The organism is Mycobacterium sp. MUNTM1 (genome assembly GCF_054660795.1).
Genome location: NZ_BAAGDE010000006.1, coordinates 115,362 through 134,195, shown reverse-complemented (window position 1 = coordinate 134,195; position 18,834 = coordinate 115,362). Strand labels below are relative to the sequence as shown.

Below are 18,834 nucleotides of genomic sequence, written 5' to 3'. Positions count from 1 at the left end.
GCTACGGGTTACCGGCTTCTTCTTCGGCGTAGTGGATCATGCGCTCGCTGAGTCGGACCAACGGGTCCTCGTGCCCGCCGGGCATGCTGTAGGCCAGGCGACGCAGCTCGATGGCGAATCCGTACAGATCTTGGCTGAGGGACGGAGCGTTCATAGGGCGACTTCCCACGTATGTGGAGTGTGTATTGGATTCTGTAAGCGCCTGGCGACTCTTCCCGAACAGACCGCCATGGGCATGCGCTTGCGCGCTACGCATACCTCGATTCCCGTTCATCGCAAACCGCAACGTGCACCCGCCGCGTTCCGTCTGACGGGTGCGTGCACGCGCCCGGTAGCGAATCGGGAACACTTGCCCTACCAGTGCAGACTTGGTGCCCCCAGTCGGACTCGAACCGACACTTGGCGGATTTTAAGTCCGCTGCCTCTGCCAATTGGGCTATGGGGGCCCGGCGGCGAATCTAGCGTGTTGCGGCCCCGCGCGCGGCATCGCATCGACTCACTAATTAGCCAGATGTACAACGTGCGGCCCGCATGGGCGTCCGCTACGATCCGCGCGCCGCGCGCGGTTTCCTCTCTCGGGGCCGCCGCTCAGATGACATCACTATGTCGTCCGACAGGGCCTTGTTAAAACTGCCGCCCTTGTCGTTAAAAAGCCGTAAACGGCTGTCACCTGCGCCCTTTGGGTGGGGAACGTGAGGTTGTGGGTCATTAGCCTTACGCACACGCAAGGGGCCGTTTACGTGCAGAGAGGTCGATCCACGCCGGGGGTCGACTCGTTCCAACACTAGGAGCAACGGATGTCGTTTCTGACAACACAAACTGAAGAGATGTTAGCCGCGGAGCAACTGCTCAGCGGGATCAACACCAATTTGGCGGCGCAGAACGCGGGCGCGGCTGCCGCGACCACGGTCGTCGCCCCGGCGGCCGCCGACCCGGTTTCGGCCCAGCAGGCCGCCCTGTTCTCGACCTACGGCACCACCTACCAGACGGTCGCGGCGCAGGCCCAGGCTCAGCTGGAGCAGTACGCGAGCACCCTGGGGGTCAGCTCCAACAGCTACGGCGACACCGAGGCAGTCAACGCGGCCCAGGCCGTGCTCTCGAACGCGAACATCGCGGCGAGCCCCCTGGACGCCACGACGTCCGGCAGCAACCCGCTCGACGTCCTGCAGTGGCTCCTCGGCGGGACCGGCAACTACAGCGCCGGTCTGGGCGGTCCGTTCGGCCTGTCCAGCAACCTGGGCAACATGTTGAACATCGGCGGCGGCAACTGGGCGTCGGCCGCGTCCGACCTGCTCGGCATGGCCGGTGGCGGTCTGCTTCCCGCCGCCGCCTCGGACACGGGCGACGCCGCGGCCGCGGCCGGGGCCGCGGACCTCGCCGCGTCGACCGCACCGGCCAGCCCCGGCATGGTCGGCATGGGCGCGATGCCCGCGGCTGCGATGGGCCAGGCGACCATGGTCAGCAAGCTCTCGGTGCCGCCCACCTGGGCCGGTGCGGTCACCCCGGTTGCGGGCACCGCCGCCGCGCCGCTGCAGACCGTCGGCTGGACGGCCGCCGCGCCGCAGGCCGGCGCCGGAACGATCGTGCCGGGCATGCCGGGCGTGGGGGCGATGGCGCGCAACAGCGCGGGCTTCGGCGCGCCGCGCTACGGCGTCAAGCCGATCGTCATGCCGAAGGCGTCGAGCCTCTAGGCGGCGGGCACAGACTCGCCCACCGGCCAGCAAGCACGTTTTCACACCGACAACAAGGAACGGGATTAGGAATGGTTCTTGATTTTGCGGGTGTACCACCAGAGATCACGTCGTCGCTCATGTACGCGGGCGCGGGCTCGGGGCCGCTCATGGCCGCCGCTACGGCGTACGCCAACCTGTCCGCCGAGATCAGCTCGACCGCCAGCCAGTGGGAATCGATCATCTCGTTGCTGACCACCGAGCAGTGGACGGGTGGCGGGGCGGCGGCGGCGGCCACCGCCGCCCAGCCCATCGTCACGTACCTCACCGAGACGGCGGCGGCGCTCGAACAGGCCAGCACGCAGGCCACCGCGTCGGCAGCCGCGTATGAGGCGGCCTTCGCGGCCACGGTGCCCCCGCCGGTGATCGCGGCCAACCGGTCGCTGCTGGCGACGCTCGTCGCGACGAACTTCCTGGGGGTCAACTCGGCTGCCATCGCCGCGACCGAGGCGCAGTACGCCGAGATGTGGGTTCAGGACGCCACCATGATGGCCACCTACCAGGCGGCCTCGGCGGCGGCCGGCACCCTGCAGCCGGTGACGCCGCTGACGTCAACCACCAACCCGACGGCCGCGGCGGCCATCGACAACAGCGCGCTTGTGGGCAATTCGGCGAACGGGACCGTCCAGGCGTTGGATGCCGCTCCCCTCGACGCGATTCCCGGCTACACCACGCCACCGATTCCGACGAGCGCGGGCTTGCTGCAGTCGATCGACGGCTTCCTCGGCACGCCATCGGTGTTCAATGCCACCAACGGTGCGGTCAACACGGCGGCCTGGTTCGTCATGAACACCATCCCGACAGCGGTCTCGCTGGGCCATACCCTGTCCTCCGCGGCCCCCGCGGCCGCGGTCAGCGACGTGGCGCCAGCCGGTGCGGCGGGCATCACCGAGGGTGCGATGGTGAGCGCGGTGACGCCGGCGGGGGGTCTGGGCGCGGCGGCGTCGGCGAGCGTCGGCGAGGCGTCGGCGGTCGGCGGCCTCTCGGTACCGGCAAGTTGGTCCACGGCCGCGCCGGCGACTGCGGCTTCGGCCGCCGCCCCGCTCGAGGGCTCGGGCTGGACCGTCGCCTCCGAGGCCGCCTCGGCCGAGCCGGTCACCGCGATGCCCGGCATGCCCGGAATGGCGGCGGCAGCAAAGGGCGCGGGCGCCTACGGCGCCGGACCTCGGTACGGCTTCAAGCCGATCGTCATGCCCAAACAGGTTGTCGTCTGAGAGGGTCCGCTGATATGGGAAAAGGGGGTACAAGTCACCCATTTGAGGCGAGCAATTAACCGGTAGGCCGTAGGCTCTTTACAACGCGGCCACCACCGCATCAATTACAACTGCTAAGACTTCGGCGAACTGAAGCTTCAAGATAGGAGACAGCCGTCATGGCAACACGTTTTATGACCGACCCGCACGAGATGCGGGCGATGGCGGGCCGCTTCGAGGTCCACGCCCAGACCGTTGAGGACGAGGCTCGCAAGATGTGGGCGTCGTCGATGAACATCGCCGGCTCGGGCTGGAGCGGTCAGGCCCAGGCCACCTCGTACGACACCATGGGTCAGGTCAACCAGGCCTTCCGCAACATCGTCAACATGCTCCACGGGGTGCGCGACGGTCTGATCCGCGACGCGAACAACTACGAGCAGCAAGAGCAGGCCTCGCAGCAAATCCTCAGCAGCTAGCAGTCAAAGCCGCTGTCGCCCAACACTTTTAAGGAGTAACCAAATGAGCATCAATTACCAGTTCGGCGATGTCGACGCCCACGGTGCGTTGATCCGCGCCCAGGCCGCGTCCTTGGAGGCCGAGCACCAGGCCATCGTTCGCGATGTGCTTGCTGCCGGCGACTTCTGGGGCGGTGCGGGTTCGGTGGCATGCCAGGAGTTCATCACCCAGTTGGGTCGCAACTTCCAGGTCATCTACGAGCAGGCCAACTCCCACGGACAGAAGGTCCAGTCCGCGGGCAGCAACATGGCCAGCACCGACAGCGCCGTCGGGTCCAGCTGGGCCTGACACCTCGTCTCGACAACGGGGCCGCACACCACTTGGTGTGCGGCCCCGTTGTTCGGTAGGCGATTGGGCTTGTGCCACAGCGCAAGCCCGATTTGTCGCCGGCTCCGGTTATCCGGCCACCGGTGAACGCGGAAACAGTGAGGGGCGCAACCCGATTCGATGAACCGCGCCGTCGGACTCGCGGCCCACCATCGCGCCCAGCGGCAGCTTGGACACGCCCGTGCCGGTCGCGGGCGACGGCAACGCGCTCACCGGTCCGGGTGCGGCGGCGTCGAAAGCCGGCAGCGGCGCCACCGACGACACCGTCTCGGCCCATGTCGGGGGCACCGACAGGGTGCCGAGCGAAGGCGCTTGGCCCACGCTCGCCGAGGCGGTGGCGCCGAGGCCGCCCGCCGGCCCGAGGTTGCCCAGCGCGCCCGCGTCGCCCAGGCTGCCCAAGCCCGGGGCCGCGCCCCCTTCGGCGCCGATGATGGAACCCGCGCCCTCCACGTCGAGCCCCAGGCCGTACACGTCCATAGCGACCCCCGCACCATCACCGCCCAATCCGGCACCGTCGGCGCCCAGGCCGGCGAAATCGGATCCCAGGCCAATCGCGTCCGACGCGAGGCCTGCCGTGTCGCCGGACCCCGTCGCGCCGCCGAGGGCAGCGCCGACGCCCTGCACGGCGCTCAGCCCGGTGCTCGCGCCCTTGCTGGCACCTTTGCTCGTGCCGGACAGGCTCGATAGCGCGCTGATCGGGGCGGAGGCTCCCGAGGACCCCAGCGACGTACCGGTGCCGACCGCGGCCGGCGCCAGGCCGGTGCCCGACGAGGACCCGGGAGTCGAGAGACTCTGCAGGGCTTGGGGAACCGATGACAGCGCGTGCGTCGAGGCCGTCTGGGCGTGGCCGCCGGCCTGGGTTGCGCTCGCCTGGGCAACCGCGCCGGCCTGACCGGCCACCCCGCCCGGGTTCGTCGTCTGCGGAGGCGGGGTGAACGCGCTGAAGGTCGCAGCGGTAGCGGAACTGGCGGCGTAGCTGTACATCGCGGCGGCGTCCTGGGCCCACATCTCGCTGTACTGGGCCTCGGTGGCCATGATCGCGGGCGTGTTCTGCCCCAAGAAGTTGGTCGCGACCAGTGTCATCAGCTGAGCGCGGTTGGCGGCGATGAGCGGAGGCGGCACCGTCATCGCGTACGCGGTTTCGAAGGCGGCCGCGGCAGCCGAACCCTGAATGGCCGACTGCTCGCACTGCTCGGCGGTGGCACGCAGCCACAGCACATACGGCGCGACCGCCGCCGCCATCGACATCGACGTCGGCCCCAGCCACTCGTTGGTCAGAGTCGTGATCACCGATTCGTAGCCCCCCGCGGCGGCGCTCAGCTCAGCGGCCAGCGCGTCCCATGCCGCCGCGGCGGCCAATAGTGTCGCGGGCCCCGGCCCCAGATACATCCGGCCGGAATTGACCTCCGGGGGCAACGCGCCGAAATCCATGGCTTCTCCGCTTTCTACTGAAGTTTGCTGTCGCACCGGGACGGTGCGAACCGTGCCGCCCGGCGACGGCGCGGCGTCCACATGGTGTTGAGCGGCTTGGGCGATCGCGTGTCGTGTGCCGTCGGCGCGGAGCGGGTGGGTGCCGCCGAACCGTTCGTCGCCCCGATCGACGCCTCTTCGGCGGCCGGGAACGCGAGCAGGCCGCAAGGCGAGCAAATGGCCGCTCCTGCGGTGGCCACCGTCGCGAACGACCGGGAATGGCTGCGGATTCGGATCGGCACCACACTCGAGGTCGGGGACTTCACGAGCGTGCGCTGCGCTACGAAAAACATTTCAATCAACCACTATTCGTAACATCATGTAACTGGTAAGTGATGAAGATCGGGACTTCGTCGTCCCGCGCCGTCGTGCGTAGGTACCGAGCATCGACGACATTCACTGAGATGCAGCTCGGCTGTATTATTGAAATCCATTCTTGCGCCGTGGGTCTGGCGATTCGGACCCGTCATAGGATCGTCGGTGTCAGACCAACGGCTCTGCATTCCAGTATTTTTCGGATTCAGACTCGCCTCAAGCCGACACACGCGGCACATATAAAACTCATATTTGAATGCCATCGAATGTGATCCGGCGAACAGCCCCTACATTTGAGAATTCTATGAACTCCGTGACAGTCCTGTGTGTGGCTTGCCAGAATGTAGGAACATGACCGCGATGTCGGGATACTCAGGCGCGCAGCGCCCACGCCAGGCCATCCTGGGGCAGCTGCCCAGGATTTACCGTGCCGATGGGTCACCCATCAGGGTTTTGCTAGTCGACGACGAGCCGGCGCTGACCAATCTGGTGAAGATGGCGCTGCATTACGAGGGCTGGGTTGTCGACATCGCCCACAATGGGCGCGAGGCCATGGCCAAATTCGACCGGGTCAGTCCGGACGTTCTCGTCCTCGACATCATGCTGCCCGACGTGGACGGACTGCGAATCCTGGAACGCGTCCGGCAATCCGACGCCTACACCCCCACGCTCTTCCTCACCGCGCGCGACTCGGTGATGGATCGAGTCACCGGACTGACCGCGGGCGCCGACGACTACATGACCAAGCCGTTCAGCCTCGAGGAACTGGTCGCCCGGCTGCGTGGGTTGCTCCGCCGCTCCGGCCAGCAGCCCACGCCGACGGCCGAAACCCTCAAGGTCGGCGACCTCAGGGTCGACAGCGCCAGCCGGGAAGTCACCCGCGATGGCGACCCGATAGCGCTGTCGTCCACCGAGTTCGAATTGCTGCGCTTTCTCATGCGCAATCCCCGCCGCGCGCTGAGCCGCACCGAGATCCTGGACCGTGTCTGGAATTACGACTTCGCCGGCCGCACCAGCATTGTGGATCTCTACATCTCGTATCTGAGAAAGAAGATCGACTCGGGGCGAGAACCGATGATTCATACCGTCCGCGGTGTGGGGTACATGCTGCGGCCGGCGGAATGACACGAGACCCCGACAGCGCATCCCGGGTCTTTCCCCGGTGGTTCCCCCATTCGCTGCGGCGACAACTGCTGTTGGGGGTGCTGGCCGTGGTCAGCGTGGTGCTGGTGACGGTCGGGATGGTCTCGGTGCTGAGCCTCCGCGGTTACGTCAACATCATGAGCGATGCAGATGTCGCCGAGTCCCTGGACGCGTTCAGCCACCAGTACACCAAATACCGCAACGGCGAACACGTCTCGCCGCATCCCGGCACCCAGCCGATCGCACAGGCGATGCTGGAGTTCACCGGGCAGACGCCGGGGAACCTGATCGCCGTGCTACACAACGGCACCGTGATCGGGTCGGCGGTTTTCTCCGAAGACGAACCCAAGCCCGCGCCGGCCGACGTCATCCGCGACCTGCAAGCGCAGACGTGGGGCGACGGGCCGCCGCGCACCGAAATCCTCGGCAGGCTGGGGCCTTACCGCGTCGACAGCACCGTCACCGGATCCGACGTCCTGGTGGTCGGGGTGTCGCAGAACTTCGCCGACCGGATCATCGCCCGCAAACAGCTCACCACCATCGTGCTCACCGCGGCGGCGTTGGTGATCACCGCCGGACTCACCGTGTGGGTGGTCGGTTACACGCTGCGTCCGTTGCGCCGGCTGGCGTCGATCGCGGCCGGTGTCGCCGCCATGCCGCTCACCGATGACGACCACCGGATCAGCGTCCGGGTGCCGCCGCAGGACACCAACCCGCAAAATGAGGTCGGGATCGTCGGGCACACGCTGAACCGCCTGCTGGACAACGTCGATAGTGCGCTGGCGCATCGGGTCGACTCGGATCTGCGGCAGCGCCAGTTCATCACCGATGCCAGCCACGAATTGCGCACACCGCTGGCGGCCATTCAGGGCTACGCGGAACTCACCCGCCAGGATAGTTCGGCCCTGCCGCCGACCACCGAATACGCGTTGGCCCGAATCGAGTCCGAGGCGCGGCGAATGGCCTCGCTCGTCGACGAGTTGCTGCTGCTCTCCCGCCTGGGCGAGGGGCAAGACCTGCAGTCCGAGGACGTCGACCTGACGGAGGTGGTCAGCAACGCGGTGAACGACGCGATGGTGGCGGGGTCGACGCATCATTGGGTCAAAGATCTGCCCGACGAGCCGGTATGGGTGCGCGGCGATAACGCGCGCTTACATCAACTGGTCAGCAATCTGCTCACCAACGCCCGCGTGCACACCCCGCCCGGGGTTACGGTGACGACCGGAATCACCTGCCGCCGTTACGGTCCCGGGGCGCCCTACGCGGAACTAACCGTCACCGACGACGGTCCGGGCATCGACGCGGAGCTGCTGCCCAACTTGTTCGAACGGTTCGTCCGGGCCGACAAGTCGAGATCGAACGGCACCGGCAACGGGCTGGGTCTGGCCATCGTCAGCTCGATCGTCAAGGCCCATCATGGTTCGGTTAGCGCCGAATCCAACGAGAGCAGCACGGTTTTCCGGGTGCGGCTGCCGTTGATCGACGACCCGGCCCACCCTGCGCCGAGCCGGTAATTCAGCCGGCCCCCACTCGCACTTTGTCTGCGCATTTACCGGGTCGGCGGGCCGTAAAGGAACCGTAAAGAGCCGCTGCCGCGCTGTTAGGAAACCGTCAACCGGTCGCCCCGGCGGATGACACCGGAGCTAATTTCGAGCTGACCTCGGCTGGCGGGACTGCGCTGTGGCTGATTTGCCGGGGTCCTTTCTTATGCACGCGATGGGCGCGGGACGGAGAAACGATGGGCGTGGTGGTGTATCTCATGCTGACCGTGGCGGTGTTCGCCGCGCTCGGCCTGGCTCAGAAGTTGGTCGAGCGGCTGTGAACTACCAAAACGCGATCGGCTTGGTGCTTTCCATCGTCATCGCGCTCTACCTCGGGGGCGCCCTGCTGTTCCCGGAGAGGTTCTAAGTGAACACGACAACGGCCGGGGTGCTTTTCTTCGTTGTCCTCGTCGCGGCGGTGGTGGTCGTCCATGTGCCCTTCGGGGACTATATGTTTCGGGTGTACACGTCCGAAAAGGACCTCTACGCCGAGCGAGTGATCTACCGGCTGATCGGGGTCGATTCCCGTTCGGAGCAGACATGGGGTGCCTACGCCCGCAGCGTGTTGGCGTTCTCGTCGGTCAGCATCCTGTTCCTGTTCGTGTTCGAGCTCGTGCAAAACAAGTTGCCACTGCACCTGCACGACCCGGCCACCAAGATGACGCCCTCGCTGGCGTGGAACACCGCGGTCAGCTTCGTCACCAACACCAACTGGCAGGCGTATTCGGGCGAGACGACTCAGGGCCATCTGGTCCAGATGGCCGGCCTGGCGGTGCAGAACTTCGTGTCGGCCGCCGTCGGCATGGCGGTGGCCGTCGCGCTGGTGCGCGGGTTCGCCCGCAGGCGCACCGGCGAGCTGGGCAACTTCTGGGTCGACCTGGTCCGCGGAACGCTGCGCATCCTGCTGCCCATCGCCGTCCTCAGCGCGATCCTGCTGGTGGCCGGCGGGGCTATCCAGAACTTCCACCTGCACGACCAGCTGGTGACCACCGTCAACGGGACGCAGCAGACCATCACCGGCGGCCCGGTGGCCAGCCAGGAGGTCATCAAGGAGCTCGGCACCAACGGCGGCGGCTTCTACAACGCGAACTCCGCACACCCGTTCGAGAACCCGACCGTCTGGACCAACTGGCTGGAGATCTTCCTGATCCTGGTGATCGGCTTCTCGTTGCCGCGCACCTTCGGGCGCATGGTCGGTAACCCCAAGCAGGGCTTCGCGATCGCGGCCGTGATGGCGACGCTGTACACGGCCAGCACGGCGTTCATGCTGTGGTTCCAGGCGCAGCACCACGGCACCGTGCCCACGTCGATCGGCTCCGCGATGGAGGGCGTCGAGCAGCGCTTCGGCGTCACCGACTCGGGGGTGTTCGCGGCCGCGACGACGCTCACCTCCACCGGGGCGGTCGACTCCGCCCACGACTCCCTGACCAGCCTCGGTGGCATGATCGCGATGTTCAACATGCAGCTGGGCGAGGTGGCCCCCGGCGGCACCGGTTCGGGCCTGTACGGCATCCTCGTGCTGGCGGTGATCACCGTCTTCGTCGCCGGGTTGATGGTCGGGCGTACCCCCGAATACCTCGGCAAGAAGATCACCCCGCGCGAAATCAAGCTTGCCGCAACCTATTTCCTGGTCACACCGTTGATCGTGCTGACCGGCACCGCGATCGCGATGGCGCTGCCCGGCGAGCGGGCCGGCATGCTCAACGGCGGACCACACGGGCTCTCCGAGGTGCTCTACGCGTTCACCTCGGCGGCCAACAACAACGGGTCGGCCTTCGCCGGACTGAGCGCCAACACCGACTGGTACAACACGGCCCTCGGCCTGGCCATGGCGTTCGGCCGGTTTCTGCCCATCGTGCTGGTGCTGGCCCTGGCCGGGTCGCTGGCCAGGCAGGGCAGCACACCGGATTCGGCGGGGACCCTGCCCACGCACCGGCCGCAGTTCGTGGGCATGGTCGCCGGCGTCACGTTGATCGTCGTTGCCCTCACGTTCTTGCCCATGCTCGCGCTCGGGCCTCTCGCCGAAGGAATCCACTGATGACCGCGACCGCGATCCACCCCACCGAGCGGCCCCAGCCGGCGGCGTCCGCCGGCAGAAAACGGGTGCAGGGCGGCCTGCTCGACCCGAAGATGCTGTGGAAGTCCACACCGGACGCGCTGCGCAAACTCGACCCACGCACGCTGTGGCGCAACCCGGTGATGTTCATCGTGGAGATCGGCGCCGCCTGGAGCACCGCGTTGGCCATCATCGACCCGACCTGGTTCGCCTGGCTGACCGTGATCTGGTTGTGGCTCACCGTGTTGTTCGCCAATCTGGCCGAGGCGGTGGCCGAGGGCCGGGGCAAGGCGCAAGCCGAAACGCTGCGCCGGGCCAAGACCCAGACCATGGCCCGGCGGCTCAAGGACTGGGCGCCCGGCGCGACCGCGGTGGAGGAAGCGGTCGCCGCACCGCAGCTACAGCGTGGCGACATCGTCGTGGTCGAGGCGGGGCAGGTGATCCCGGGCGACGGTGACGTCGTGGAAGGCATTGCCTCCGTGGATGAATCGGCCATCACGGGCGAGTCGGCGCCGGTGATCCGCGAGTCTGGCGGCGACCGTTCCGCGGTCACCGGCGGCACCACCGTGCTCAGCGACCGCATCGTCGTCAAGGTCACCCAAAAGCCCGGGGAGAGCTTCATCGACCGGATGATCGCGCTGGTCGAGGGCGCCAACCGGCAAAAGACACCGAACGAGATCGCGCTGAACATCCTGCTGGCCGCGTTGACGATCATCTTCGTCTTCGCCGTGGCGACCCTGCAGCCGTTGGCGATCTACTCCAAGGCCAACAACCCCGGCGTCCCGGATGGCCAGGCGCTGGGCGCAAGCGGCGTCACCGGCATCGTGATGGTCTCGTTGTTGGTGTGCCTGATCCCGACGACGATCGGCGCGCTGCTGTCGGCGATCGGCATCGCCGGGATGGACCGTCTGGTGCAGCGCAACGTCCTCGCCATGTCCGGGCGGGCGGTGGAGGCCGCCGGCGACGTCAATACCCTGCTGCTGGACAAGACCGGCACCATCACGCTGGGCAACCGGCAGGCCGCGGCGTTCATCCCGCTCGACGGGGTCTCCGCCGAGCAGCTGGCCGACGCCGCACAGTTGTCCAGCCTGGCCGACGAAACACCCGAGGGCCGTTCGGTTGTCGTGTTCGCCAAGCAGCACTTCGGGCTGCGTGCGCGCACGCCGGGTGAGCTGTCCCAGGCCCAGTGGGTGGCGTTTTCGGCCACCACCCGGATGTCCGGCGTCGACCTCGACGGCCACCTGCTGCGCAAGGGCGCGGCGAGTTCGGTCGCGGAATGGGTTCGCGCCCAAGGGGGTAAGGTCCCCCAGCAGCTCGGCGAGGTCGTCGACGGCATCTCGGCCGGCGGTGGTACCCCGCTGGTGGTCGGGGAAAGCCGCGACGGTGAGGCGGCGGTGCTCGGCGTCATCCACCTCAAGGACGTCGTCAAGCAGGGCATGCGCGAGCGGTTCGACGAGATGCGGCGGATGGGCATCCGGACGGTGATGATCACCGGCGATAACCCGTTGACCGCCAAGGCGATTGCGGACGAGGCCGGGGTCGACGACTTCCTGGCCGAGGCCACGCCCGAGGACAAGCTCGAGTTGATCAAGCGCGAGCAGGCGGGCGGCAAGCTGGTCGCGATGACGGGCGACGGCACCAATGACGCGCCCGCCCTGGCTCAAGCCGACGTGGGAGTGGCGATGAACACCGGCACGTCGGCGGCCAAAGAGGCCGGCAACATGGTCGACCTGGACTCCGATCCCACCAAACTCATCGAGATCGTGGAAATCGGTAAGCAGCTGTTGATCACCCGTGGCGCGCTGACCACCTTCTCGATCGCCAATGACATCGCGAAGTACTTCGCGATCATCCCGGCGATGTTCGTCGCATTGTTCCCCGGGCTGGATCTGATCAACGTGATGCGGCTGCACAGCCCGCAATCGGCGATCCTGTCCGCGGTCATCTTCAACGCGATCATCATCGTCATGCTGATACCGCTGTCGCTGCGCGGCGTGCGGTACACGCCGAGCAGCGCGTCAAAGCTGTTGAGCCGCAACCTCTACGTCTATGGCCTCGGTGGCATCGTCGCCCCGTTCATCGGAATCAAGGCGATCGACCTGATCGTCCAATTCATCCCAGGGATGTCCTGACATGACGTTCTCGAATTTCGTCCGCCTGCATTGGGCGGCATTGCGCACGCTGCTGGTACTGACCGTGATCACCGGCCTGGCCTACCCGCTGTTCATCTGGGTGGTCGCGCAATTCCCCGGACTGCGCGACCAGGCCGAAGGGTCGATACTCACCGCCGACGGAAAGCCGGTGGGCAGCAGGCTGATCGGTCAGTCGTTCACCGACCCCGGCGGCAACGCGCTGCCGCAGTACTTCCAGAGCCGCCCCTCGGCGGCCGGCACCGGGTATGACCCGACGTCGTCGGGAGGCAGCAACCTCGGGCCGGAAAGCATCGTCGACATACCCGCCGATCCGTCCCAACTGGCGGCCGGCAAGTCCGCGTCGGACGCGGGTTTCAAGCCGAGCCTGTTGACGACGGTGTGCTCACGCAGCGCGGCGGTGGGCAAGCTGGAGGGCGTCGACGGGTCGCGGCCGTTCTGCACGGGCGGCGGCGTGGGTGCGGTGCTGTCGGTGATCGGCCCGCGCGACGGTCGCGGCAACGTCACCCACCCGGCCCGGGTGGTCAGCCTCAACGAGCCGTGCGGCTCGACGACCACGCCGTTCCTCGCGCTCTACCAGGGTGCGCGCGTCGAATGCGCCAAGTACGGCGAGGACTACACGATCGGGCAGATCGTGCCGATCCGCGGCGCCGCACCGGCCGAGCCGGCGGTGCCGGCGGACGCGGTGACCGCCAGCGGCAGCGGTCTGGACCCGAACATTTCACCCGCGTACGCCCAGATCCAGGTGGCACGGGTGGCCAAAGTGCGTCACGTCAGCGCAGATCAGATACGTGAGGTGGTCGCGCAGAACAGCAGCGGCCGCGGCCTCGGATTTTTCGGTGAACCGCGCGTCGATGTGCTGCAACTAAACCTGCAACTCGACCACCGGTATCCGGTCACGAGCTAGCGCCAGGGGGGATGATGGTTGACGTGAGTGACGTCAGCCTCCGCGACCACCATCCCAAGCGCGGGGAGCTACGCATCTACCTCGGTGCGGCTCCGGGCGTGGGCAAGACGTACTCGATGCTGGGCGAAGCGCATCGGCGGCTGGAGCGCGGCACCGATCTGGTGGCGGGCGTGGTGGAAACCCACGGGCGGTCGAAAACCGCTGAGCTGCTTGAGGGCATCGAGGTGATTCCGCCGCGCTATGTCGAATACCGCGGCGGCAGCTTCCCCGAACTCGACGTGCCCGCGGTTTTGGCGCGTCACCCCCAGGTCGTGCTGGTCGACGAACTGGCGCACACCAACACGCCGGGCAGCAAGAACCCTAAGCGATGGCAGGACGTCGAGGAACTGCTCGACGCCGGGATCACCGTGATCTCCACGGTCAACGTGCAGCACCTGGAAAGCCTGAACGACGTCGTCGCGCAGATCACCGGCATCGAACAGAAGGAGACCATACCGGACTCGATCGTGCGCCAGGCGTCACAGGTCGAGCTCATCGATATCACGCCAGAGGCATTGCGCCGCAGGTTGTCTCACGGAAATGTCTACGCCCCGGATCGCATCGATGCGGCGCTGTCCAACTACTTCCGACGTGGAAACCTCACCGCGCTAAGGGAATTGGCGCTGCTGTGGCTGGCCGACCAGGTCGACACCGCGCTGGCCAAATACCGGGCCGAGAACAAGATCACCGACATGTGGGAGGCCCGCGAGCGGGTCGTCGTCGCGGTCACCGGTGGTCCGGAGTCCGAGACGCTGGTGCGACGCGCGTCGCGGATCGCCTCGAAGTCGACCGCCGAACTCATGGTGGTGCACGTCATCCGCGGTGACGGGCTGGCCGGGCTGTCGGAGTCGCGGATGGCCAAGATCCGGGAGCTGGCGAACAGCCTGGACGCGTCGATGCACACCGTGGTCGGCGACGACGTGCCCACGGCCCTACTCGAGTTCGCCCGCGAGATGAACGCGACGCAGCTGGTGATCGGCACCTCGCGCCGATCGCGCTGGGCGCGGCTGTTCGAGGAGGGAATCGGCCCGAGGATCGTCGAGCTGTCCGGCAAGATCGACGTCCACCTGGTCACCCACGAAGAATCCAAACGCGGCTTCCGCGCGTCCTCGCTCGCGCCCCGCGAGCGACGGGTGGCGTCGTGGCTGGCGGCCTTCATCGTGCCGTCGGTCATCTGCGCGATCACGGTGACGATGCTGGACCCCTACCTGGACACCGGCGGCGAGAGCGCGTTGTTCTTCATCGGTGTACTGCTGGTCGGGTTGCTGGGAGGCGTTGCGCCCGCTGCACTTTCGGCGGTGCTGTCCGGGTTGTTACTGAACTACTACCTGATCGCGCCGCGGCACAGCTTCACCATCGCCGAACCCAACAGCGCCATCACCGAATTGGTGCTGCTGCTCATCGCGGTCGCCGTCGCGGTCCTGGTCGACTTCGCGGCCAAACGCACCCGGGAAGCGCGCCGCGCTTCGCAAGAGGCGGAGCTGTTGACGTTGTTCGCGGGCTCCGTCCTGCGGGGGGCGGATCTGGAAACGCTGCTCGAACGGGTACGAGAGACCTATGCCCAGCGGACGGTCAGCATGCTGCGAGAGACGGCCGAGGACGCCCGGGCCGGCGGCAAGAAGAGCGAGGTTGTCGCCTGTGTGGGCCGCGACCCGTGCGTCACCGTCGATTCGGCCGACACCGCGATCGAGGTCGGCGACGACGAGTTCTGGATGCTGCTGGCGGGCCGCAGGCTCTCCGCGCGTGACAGGAGGGTGCTCGGCGCGGTGGCGCGGCAGGCCGCGGGCTTGGTCAGGCAGCGTGAGCTCGCCGAGGAGGCCAGCCGCGCCGAGGCGATACTCCGGGCCGACGAACTGCGACGCTCCCTGCTGTCGGCGGTCAGCCACGACCTGCGCACGCCGCTGGCGGCGGCCAAGGTTGCCGTCTCCAGTCTGCGCGCCGAGGATGTCGCCTTCTCCCCCGCCGACACCGCCGAATTGCTGGCCACCATCGAGGAGTCGATCGATCAGTTGACCGCGCTGGTCGGAAACCTGTTGGATTCATCGCGTTTGGCCGCCGGGGTGATCCATCCGGATCTGAGCCGGGTCTATCTGGAGGAGACCGTGCAGCGGGCTCTGATCAGCATCGGCAAGGGCGCCACCGGTTTCTTCCGGTCTGCCATCGACCGGGTCAAGGTCGACGTGGCCGACGCCATGGTGATGGCCGACGGCGGGCTACTGGAACGCGTGCTGGCCAACCTGATCGACAACGCGCTGCGCTACGCGCCCAACTGTGTGGTGCGCGTCAACGCCGGGCGGGTCGGTGATCGCGTGCTGATCAACGTCATCGACGAGGGCCCCGGGATCCCGCACGGGGCCGAGGAACAGATCTTCGAAGCGTTCCAGCGGCTCGGCGATCACGACAACACCATCGGCGTCGGCCTGGGGATGTCCGTGGCGCGGGGCTTTGTCGAGGCGATGGGCGGGACAATTACGGCCACCGACACCCCGGGAGGCGGACTGACCGTGATCGTGGATATGGCTGCGCCGCAAGCGACGGACGCGGCATGACGCGCGTTTTGGTGATCGACGACGAACCGCAGATCCTGCGTGCGCTACGCATCAACCTGACCGTGCGGGGCTACGAGGTGATCACCGCGTCCAGCGGGGCCGGCGCATTGCGCGCGGCCGCCGAACACAAACCCGACGTGGTGATCCTCGACCTCGGCCTACCCGACATCTCCGGCATCGATGTGCTGGCCGGCCTGCGCGGCTGGCTCACCGCGCCGGTGATCGTGTTGTCGGCGCGCACCGACTCGTCGGACAAGGTAGAGGCGCTGGACGCCGGCGCCGACGACTACGTGACCAAACCCTTTGGGATGGACGAGTTCTTGGCACGGCTGCGCGCGGCGGTGCGGCGCAACACCGCGGCCTCCGAATTGGAACAGCCGGTGATCGAGACCGAATCATTCACCGTCGACCTGGCCGCCAAGAAGGTCACCAAGAACGGCAGCGAAGTCCACCTCACCCCGACCGAGTGGGGGATGCTGGAGGTCCTGGTCCGCAACCGCGGCAAGCTGGTGGGGCGCGAGGAACTCCTCAAGGAGGTGTGGGGGCCGGCGTATGCGACCGAAACGCATTACCTGCGTGTGTATCTCGCGCAGCTGCGCCGCAAGCTCGAGAACGACCCGTCGCATCCCAAACACCTGCTGACCGAGTCGGGCATGGGATACCGCTTCGAGGCGTGAGACCTGCGGCCGGAACCGCGCCATCCGCCACTTCGGCCTGCACGCAGGCGGGGCGGATGTGACCTACCCGGCGATGGACAACACGATGCCGTCCAGGATGTCGTGCTCGCTGACCGTCAGCTCGTCGATACCCGCCCGGGCGCGCAGCTCGCGGGCCAGCTCCTCGACGACGATCGCGCCCCCGCCGATCACGTCGGCCCGGCCCTCGTGCATCGGCGGCAGCGCCGCGCGCTCGGCCCGCGTCATGCGGATCAGCCGCTCGCACACCGACAACAGGTCATCTCCGGCGACACGCGAAAGATGAATGGCCGCAGAGTCATACGTCGTCATGTTGTGGGCCAGCGCGGACAGCGTCGTCATCGTCCCCGCCAGTCCCACCCAGGTCTTCGCCCCCTCCACCGGCACCACACCCAGCGCGACCCCGAGTCGTTCGCGCACCACCCGCCGGGCCGCCGCCACCTCCTCGCGCGTCGGCGGGTCCGAATGCAGACAACGTTCGGTCAGCCGCACGCAGCCGATGTCGGCCGAGTAGCCGGCCGTCACTCCATCTTCGGCGTCACCGCCGCCGGTTACGATTTCGGTGGAGCCGCCGCCCAGGTCGATGACGACGAAAGGCCCTGTCGCACTATCCAGCTCGCCGACCGCGCCGCGGAACGAGAGCTCGGCCTCTTCGGCGCCGGTGATCACCTCCGCGATCGCCCCGGGCAGCACCGCGCCCAACACCTCGGCCGTCATCGCGAAAAAGGCGTCGCGGTTGGCGACATCACGGGCGGCCGACGTGGCCACCATCCGCACCCGCTGGGCACCATGCTCTTTGATCACCGCCGCATAATCGGTGAGCGCCGCGCGGGTGCGGGCGATCGCGTCCGCCGCGAACTCACCGGTCGCGTCGACACCCTGACCCAGCCGCACGATCCGCGTCTCCCGGTGTACGTCGCGCAGCCTGCCGCCGTCGAAGTCGGCGATCAGCAACCGGATTGAGTTGGTACCGCAGTCGATTCCCGCGAGCCTACCGGTCACCATCGGCCGGCCACCAAGATGCCGGCCATCGCGGGCTCGTCGGCCAGGATCGCCAGGGCCTCGTCGCCGAACGGATTCACACCGGGGCCCTTGGCCAGCGAATGGGCGATCAGCACGTGCAGACACTTGACCCGGTCCGGCATCCCGCCGCCGGAAAACGTGGTCCCCAGCGGCTCGATCGCGTCCCGCTCCGCCAGGTACGACTCGTGGGCGCGCCGGTAGGCGGCCGCCAATTCCGGCTCCTTGCCCAGCCTTTCGGTCATCTCACGCATCAACCCGGTGGTCTCCAGTCTGCTGGCGGCGGCCGTCAGGGCCGGATGGGTCAGGTAGTACAGCGTCGGAAACGGCGTGCCGTCAGGCAGTTTCGGAGCCGTCTTCACCACGCCGGGTTCACCGTTGGGACACCGGTAGGCGACTTCGAGTACCCCGCGCGGCTCGCGCCCGAGCTGGCGCGCCACCGCTTCCAGGTCGGTACGATCAACCACCGGGACCCGTGGGGTTCGGTGCGGGCACCGGGCCGGGCGATCCCGGTTCGGCCGGCGGGGCCTCGGGCGCAGGCGCTTTGGCCGGCGGCAGGTGCGGGGCATCGGCGATGGTGTGCCACAGCGACGTGTACCAGGGGTCGTTGTTGGCCGGTTTCGCCGACGGGGATCCCGGCTGCGCCGGCTCGGCCGCCGACGGCGGAAGCTGAACCTGGAACGGGATGTCTCCGGGCTTGACGAAGCCGAGGCGCTCGCGGGCCTGCGCCGCGATGTAGGCCGGGTCACCGAGCTTGGCCTTGCGCTGCTCCAAGTCCGCGACCTGGCGGCGCAGCGCCGCTTCGGTTGCGGCCAGCTGATTCATCTCGGTGCGCTGCGCGAAATAGGTGCGCACCGGTCCGGCAATGGTCAATGTCAGCACGCAGATCACCGCGGCCAGCACCGCCGCGCGGCGGGCGGTGAAACCCAGCCGCTGCTCGGAGCGCTGCTCCACCGATTCGGCGGCCTGGCGCGTGATGGGCTCGACGACATGCTCTTGCTGCGTTCGTGTGGCGGTCCGGCCGGCCTGGTTCGCCGTGGGCGACGTCCGCGAAGACGGCTTGGAGGACGGCTTGGCCGTGCGACGGCCCCGGCCCGAATCGCCGGCCTTCCCCGGGCGTGATGCCGGGGAGCGCCGTTTCGAGTCGGGCCGTTTCGCGTCAGCCATGTCAGCCGTTGAACGT

At 67.6% G+C, this 18,834-nt stretch carries 19 protein-coding genes and 1 tRNA gene; 14 read left to right on the top strand and 6 right to left on the bottom strand.

Going from position 1 to position 18,834, the window contains the following annotated elements; all coding sequences use genetic code 11:
• Nucleotide 1: 1 nt before the first annotated feature.
• Together ACYQ8K_RS05560 and ACYQ8K_RS05555 are read right to left on the bottom strand one after the other, a co-directional pair.
• On the bottom strand, nucleotides 2-154 hold the full coding sequence (locus ACYQ8K_RS05560) for a hypothetical protein (protein WP_459967449.1): 153 nt from the start codon (nucleotides 152-154) through the stop codon (nucleotides 2-4).
• 215 nt (nucleotides 155-369) lie between these two features.
• Nucleotides 370-446, bottom strand: a tRNA-Leu gene (locus tag ACYQ8K_RS05555).
• Between the two features lie 351 nt (nucleotides 447-797).
• On the opposite strand from ACYQ8K_RS05555, the gene ACYQ8K_RS05550 reads away from it, so the two are divergent.
• The 4 genes from ACYQ8K_RS05550 (at nucleotide 798) to ACYQ8K_RS05535 (ending at nucleotide 3,727) form a co-directional block, all read left to right on the top strand.
• Nucleotides 798-1,691: a PE/PPE C-terminal domain-containing protein gene (locus ACYQ8K_RS05550; protein ID WP_459967448.1), complete on the top strand. Its 894-nt coding sequence runs from the start codon at nucleotides 798-800 to the stop codon at nucleotides 1,689-1,691.
• 71 nt (nucleotides 1,692-1,762) lie between these two features.
• Nucleotides 1,763-2,944 (top strand): PPE family protein, encoded by a 1,182-nt coding sequence (locus tag ACYQ8K_RS05545; RefSeq protein WP_459967446.1) that lies wholly within the window; start codon nucleotides 1,763-1,765, stop codon nucleotides 2,942-2,944.
• Between the two features lie 158 nt (nucleotides 2,945-3,102).
• Nucleotides 3,103-3,399 carry a WXG100 family type VII secretion target gene (locus ACYQ8K_RS05540; RefSeq protein ID WP_007168951.1) on the top strand — a complete coding sequence of 99 codons (297 nt, stop codon included), beginning with the start codon at nucleotides 3,103-3,105 and terminating at the stop codon, nucleotides 3,397-3,399.
• A gap of 43 nt (nucleotides 3,400-3,442) precedes the next feature.
• The gene (locus ACYQ8K_RS05535; RefSeq protein ID WP_007771417.1) at nucleotides 3,443-3,727 is read left to right on the top strand and encodes a WXG100 family type VII secretion target; all 285 of its coding nucleotides are present in this window, start codon (nucleotides 3,443-3,445) and stop codon (nucleotides 3,725-3,727) included.
• 108 nt (nucleotides 3,728-3,835) lie between these two features.
• Here the strand turns inward: ACYQ8K_RS05535 and ACYQ8K_RS05530 are convergent, their stop codons facing one another.
• A complete protein-coding gene (locus ACYQ8K_RS05530) occupies nucleotides 3,836-5,197 on the bottom strand; it encodes a PPE family protein (protein WP_459967445.1) in 1,362 nt (453 codons plus the stop codon).
• 81 nt (nucleotides 5,198-5,278) lie between these two features.
• Here ACYQ8K_RS05530 and ACYQ8K_RS05525 point away from each other — a divergent pair, with 81 nt between their 5' ends.
• From ACYQ8K_RS05525 to ACYQ8K_RS05480, 10 genes are all read left to right on the top strand, one after another.
• A complete protein-coding gene (locus ACYQ8K_RS05525) occupies nucleotides 5,279-5,551 on the top strand; it encodes a hypothetical protein (protein ID WP_459967444.1) in 273 nt (90 codons plus the stop codon).
• Between the two features lie 351 nt (nucleotides 5,552-5,902).
• Complete coding sequence (locus tag ACYQ8K_RS05520) at nucleotides 5,903-6,676, top strand: response regulator transcription factor (RefSeq protein WP_459967443.1); 774 nt, start codon at nucleotides 5,903-5,905, stop codon at nucleotides 6,674-6,676.
• Nucleotides 6,673-8,208 carry a sensor histidine kinase gene (locus tag ACYQ8K_RS05515; protein WP_459967442.1) on the top strand — a complete coding sequence of 512 codons (1,536 nt, stop codon included), beginning with the start codon at nucleotides 6,673-6,675 and terminating at the stop codon, nucleotides 8,206-8,208. The genes ACYQ8K_RS05520 and ACYQ8K_RS05515 overlap by 4 nt, the downstream gene beginning before the upstream one ends.
• Before the next feature lie 224 nt (nucleotides 8,209-8,432).
• Nucleotides 8,433-8,516 carry a potassium ABC transporter ATPase gene (locus ACYQ8K_RS05510; RefSeq protein WP_459967485.1) on the top strand — a complete coding sequence of 28 codons (84 nt, stop codon included), beginning with the start codon at nucleotides 8,433-8,435 and terminating at the stop codon, nucleotides 8,514-8,516.
• Entirely contained in the window at nucleotides 8,513-8,602 is a 90-nt protein-coding gene (locus ACYQ8K_RS05505; protein WP_064878954.1) for a potassium-transporting ATPase subunit F, read from the top strand. Before ACYQ8K_RS05510 ends, ACYQ8K_RS05505 begins: the two co-directional genes overlap by 4 nt.
• Nucleotides 8,603-10,273 (top strand): potassium-transporting ATPase subunit KdpA, encoded by a 1,671-nt coding sequence (kdpA, locus tag ACYQ8K_RS05500; RefSeq protein WP_459967440.1) that lies wholly within the window; start codon nucleotides 8,603-8,605, stop codon nucleotides 10,271-10,273.
• Nucleotides 10,273-12,423: a potassium-transporting ATPase subunit KdpB gene (kdpB, locus tag ACYQ8K_RS05495; RefSeq protein WP_459967439.1), complete on the top strand. Its 2,151-nt coding sequence runs from the start codon at nucleotides 10,273-10,275 to the stop codon at nucleotides 12,421-12,423. The genes kdpA and kdpB overlap by 1 nt, the downstream gene beginning before the upstream one ends.
• Before the next feature lies 1 nt (nucleotide 12,424).
• Complete coding sequence (locus tag ACYQ8K_RS05490) at nucleotides 12,425-13,348, top strand: potassium-transporting ATPase subunit C (RefSeq protein ID WP_459967437.1); 924 nt, start codon at nucleotides 12,425-12,427, stop codon at nucleotides 13,346-13,348.
• 11 nt (nucleotides 13,349-13,359) lie between these two features.
• Complete coding sequence (locus ACYQ8K_RS05485; protein WP_459967436.1) at nucleotides 13,360-15,936, top strand: ATP-binding protein; 2,577 nt, start codon at nucleotides 13,360-13,362, stop codon at nucleotides 15,934-15,936.
• Nucleotides 15,933-16,613, top strand: coding sequence for a response regulator (locus ACYQ8K_RS05480; protein WP_064953778.1), 681 nt, complete (start codon nucleotides 15,933-15,935; stop codon nucleotides 16,611-16,613). The genes ACYQ8K_RS05485 and ACYQ8K_RS05480 overlap by 4 nt, the downstream gene beginning before the upstream one ends.
• A 63-nt stretch (nucleotides 16,614-16,676) precedes the next feature.
• Here ACYQ8K_RS05480 and ACYQ8K_RS05475 read toward each other — a convergent pair whose 3' ends face one another.
• Genes ACYQ8K_RS05475 through ACYQ8K_RS05465 form a run of 3 tightly spaced genes read right to left on the bottom strand, consistent with a single transcriptional unit; the run spans nucleotide 16,677 to nucleotide 18,818 of the window.
• Nucleotides 16,677-17,636, bottom strand: a complete 960-nt coding sequence (locus ACYQ8K_RS05475) for a Ppx/GppA phosphatase family protein (protein WP_459967435.1) — start codon at nucleotides 17,634-17,636, stop codon at nucleotides 16,677-16,679.
• Nucleotides 17,630-18,118, bottom strand: coding sequence for a DUF501 domain-containing protein (locus ACYQ8K_RS05470; RefSeq protein WP_459967434.1), 489 nt, complete (start codon nucleotides 18,116-18,118; stop codon nucleotides 17,630-17,632). Before ACYQ8K_RS05470 ends, ACYQ8K_RS05475 begins: the two co-directional genes overlap by 7 nt.
• Nucleotides 18,111-18,818 (bottom strand): FtsB family cell division protein, encoded by a 708-nt coding sequence (locus ACYQ8K_RS05465; RefSeq protein WP_459967433.1) that lies wholly within the window; start codon nucleotides 18,816-18,818, stop codon nucleotides 18,111-18,113. The genes ACYQ8K_RS05470 and ACYQ8K_RS05465 overlap by 8 nt, the downstream gene beginning before the upstream one ends.
• Nucleotides 18,819-18,834 lie beyond the last annotated feature (16 nt).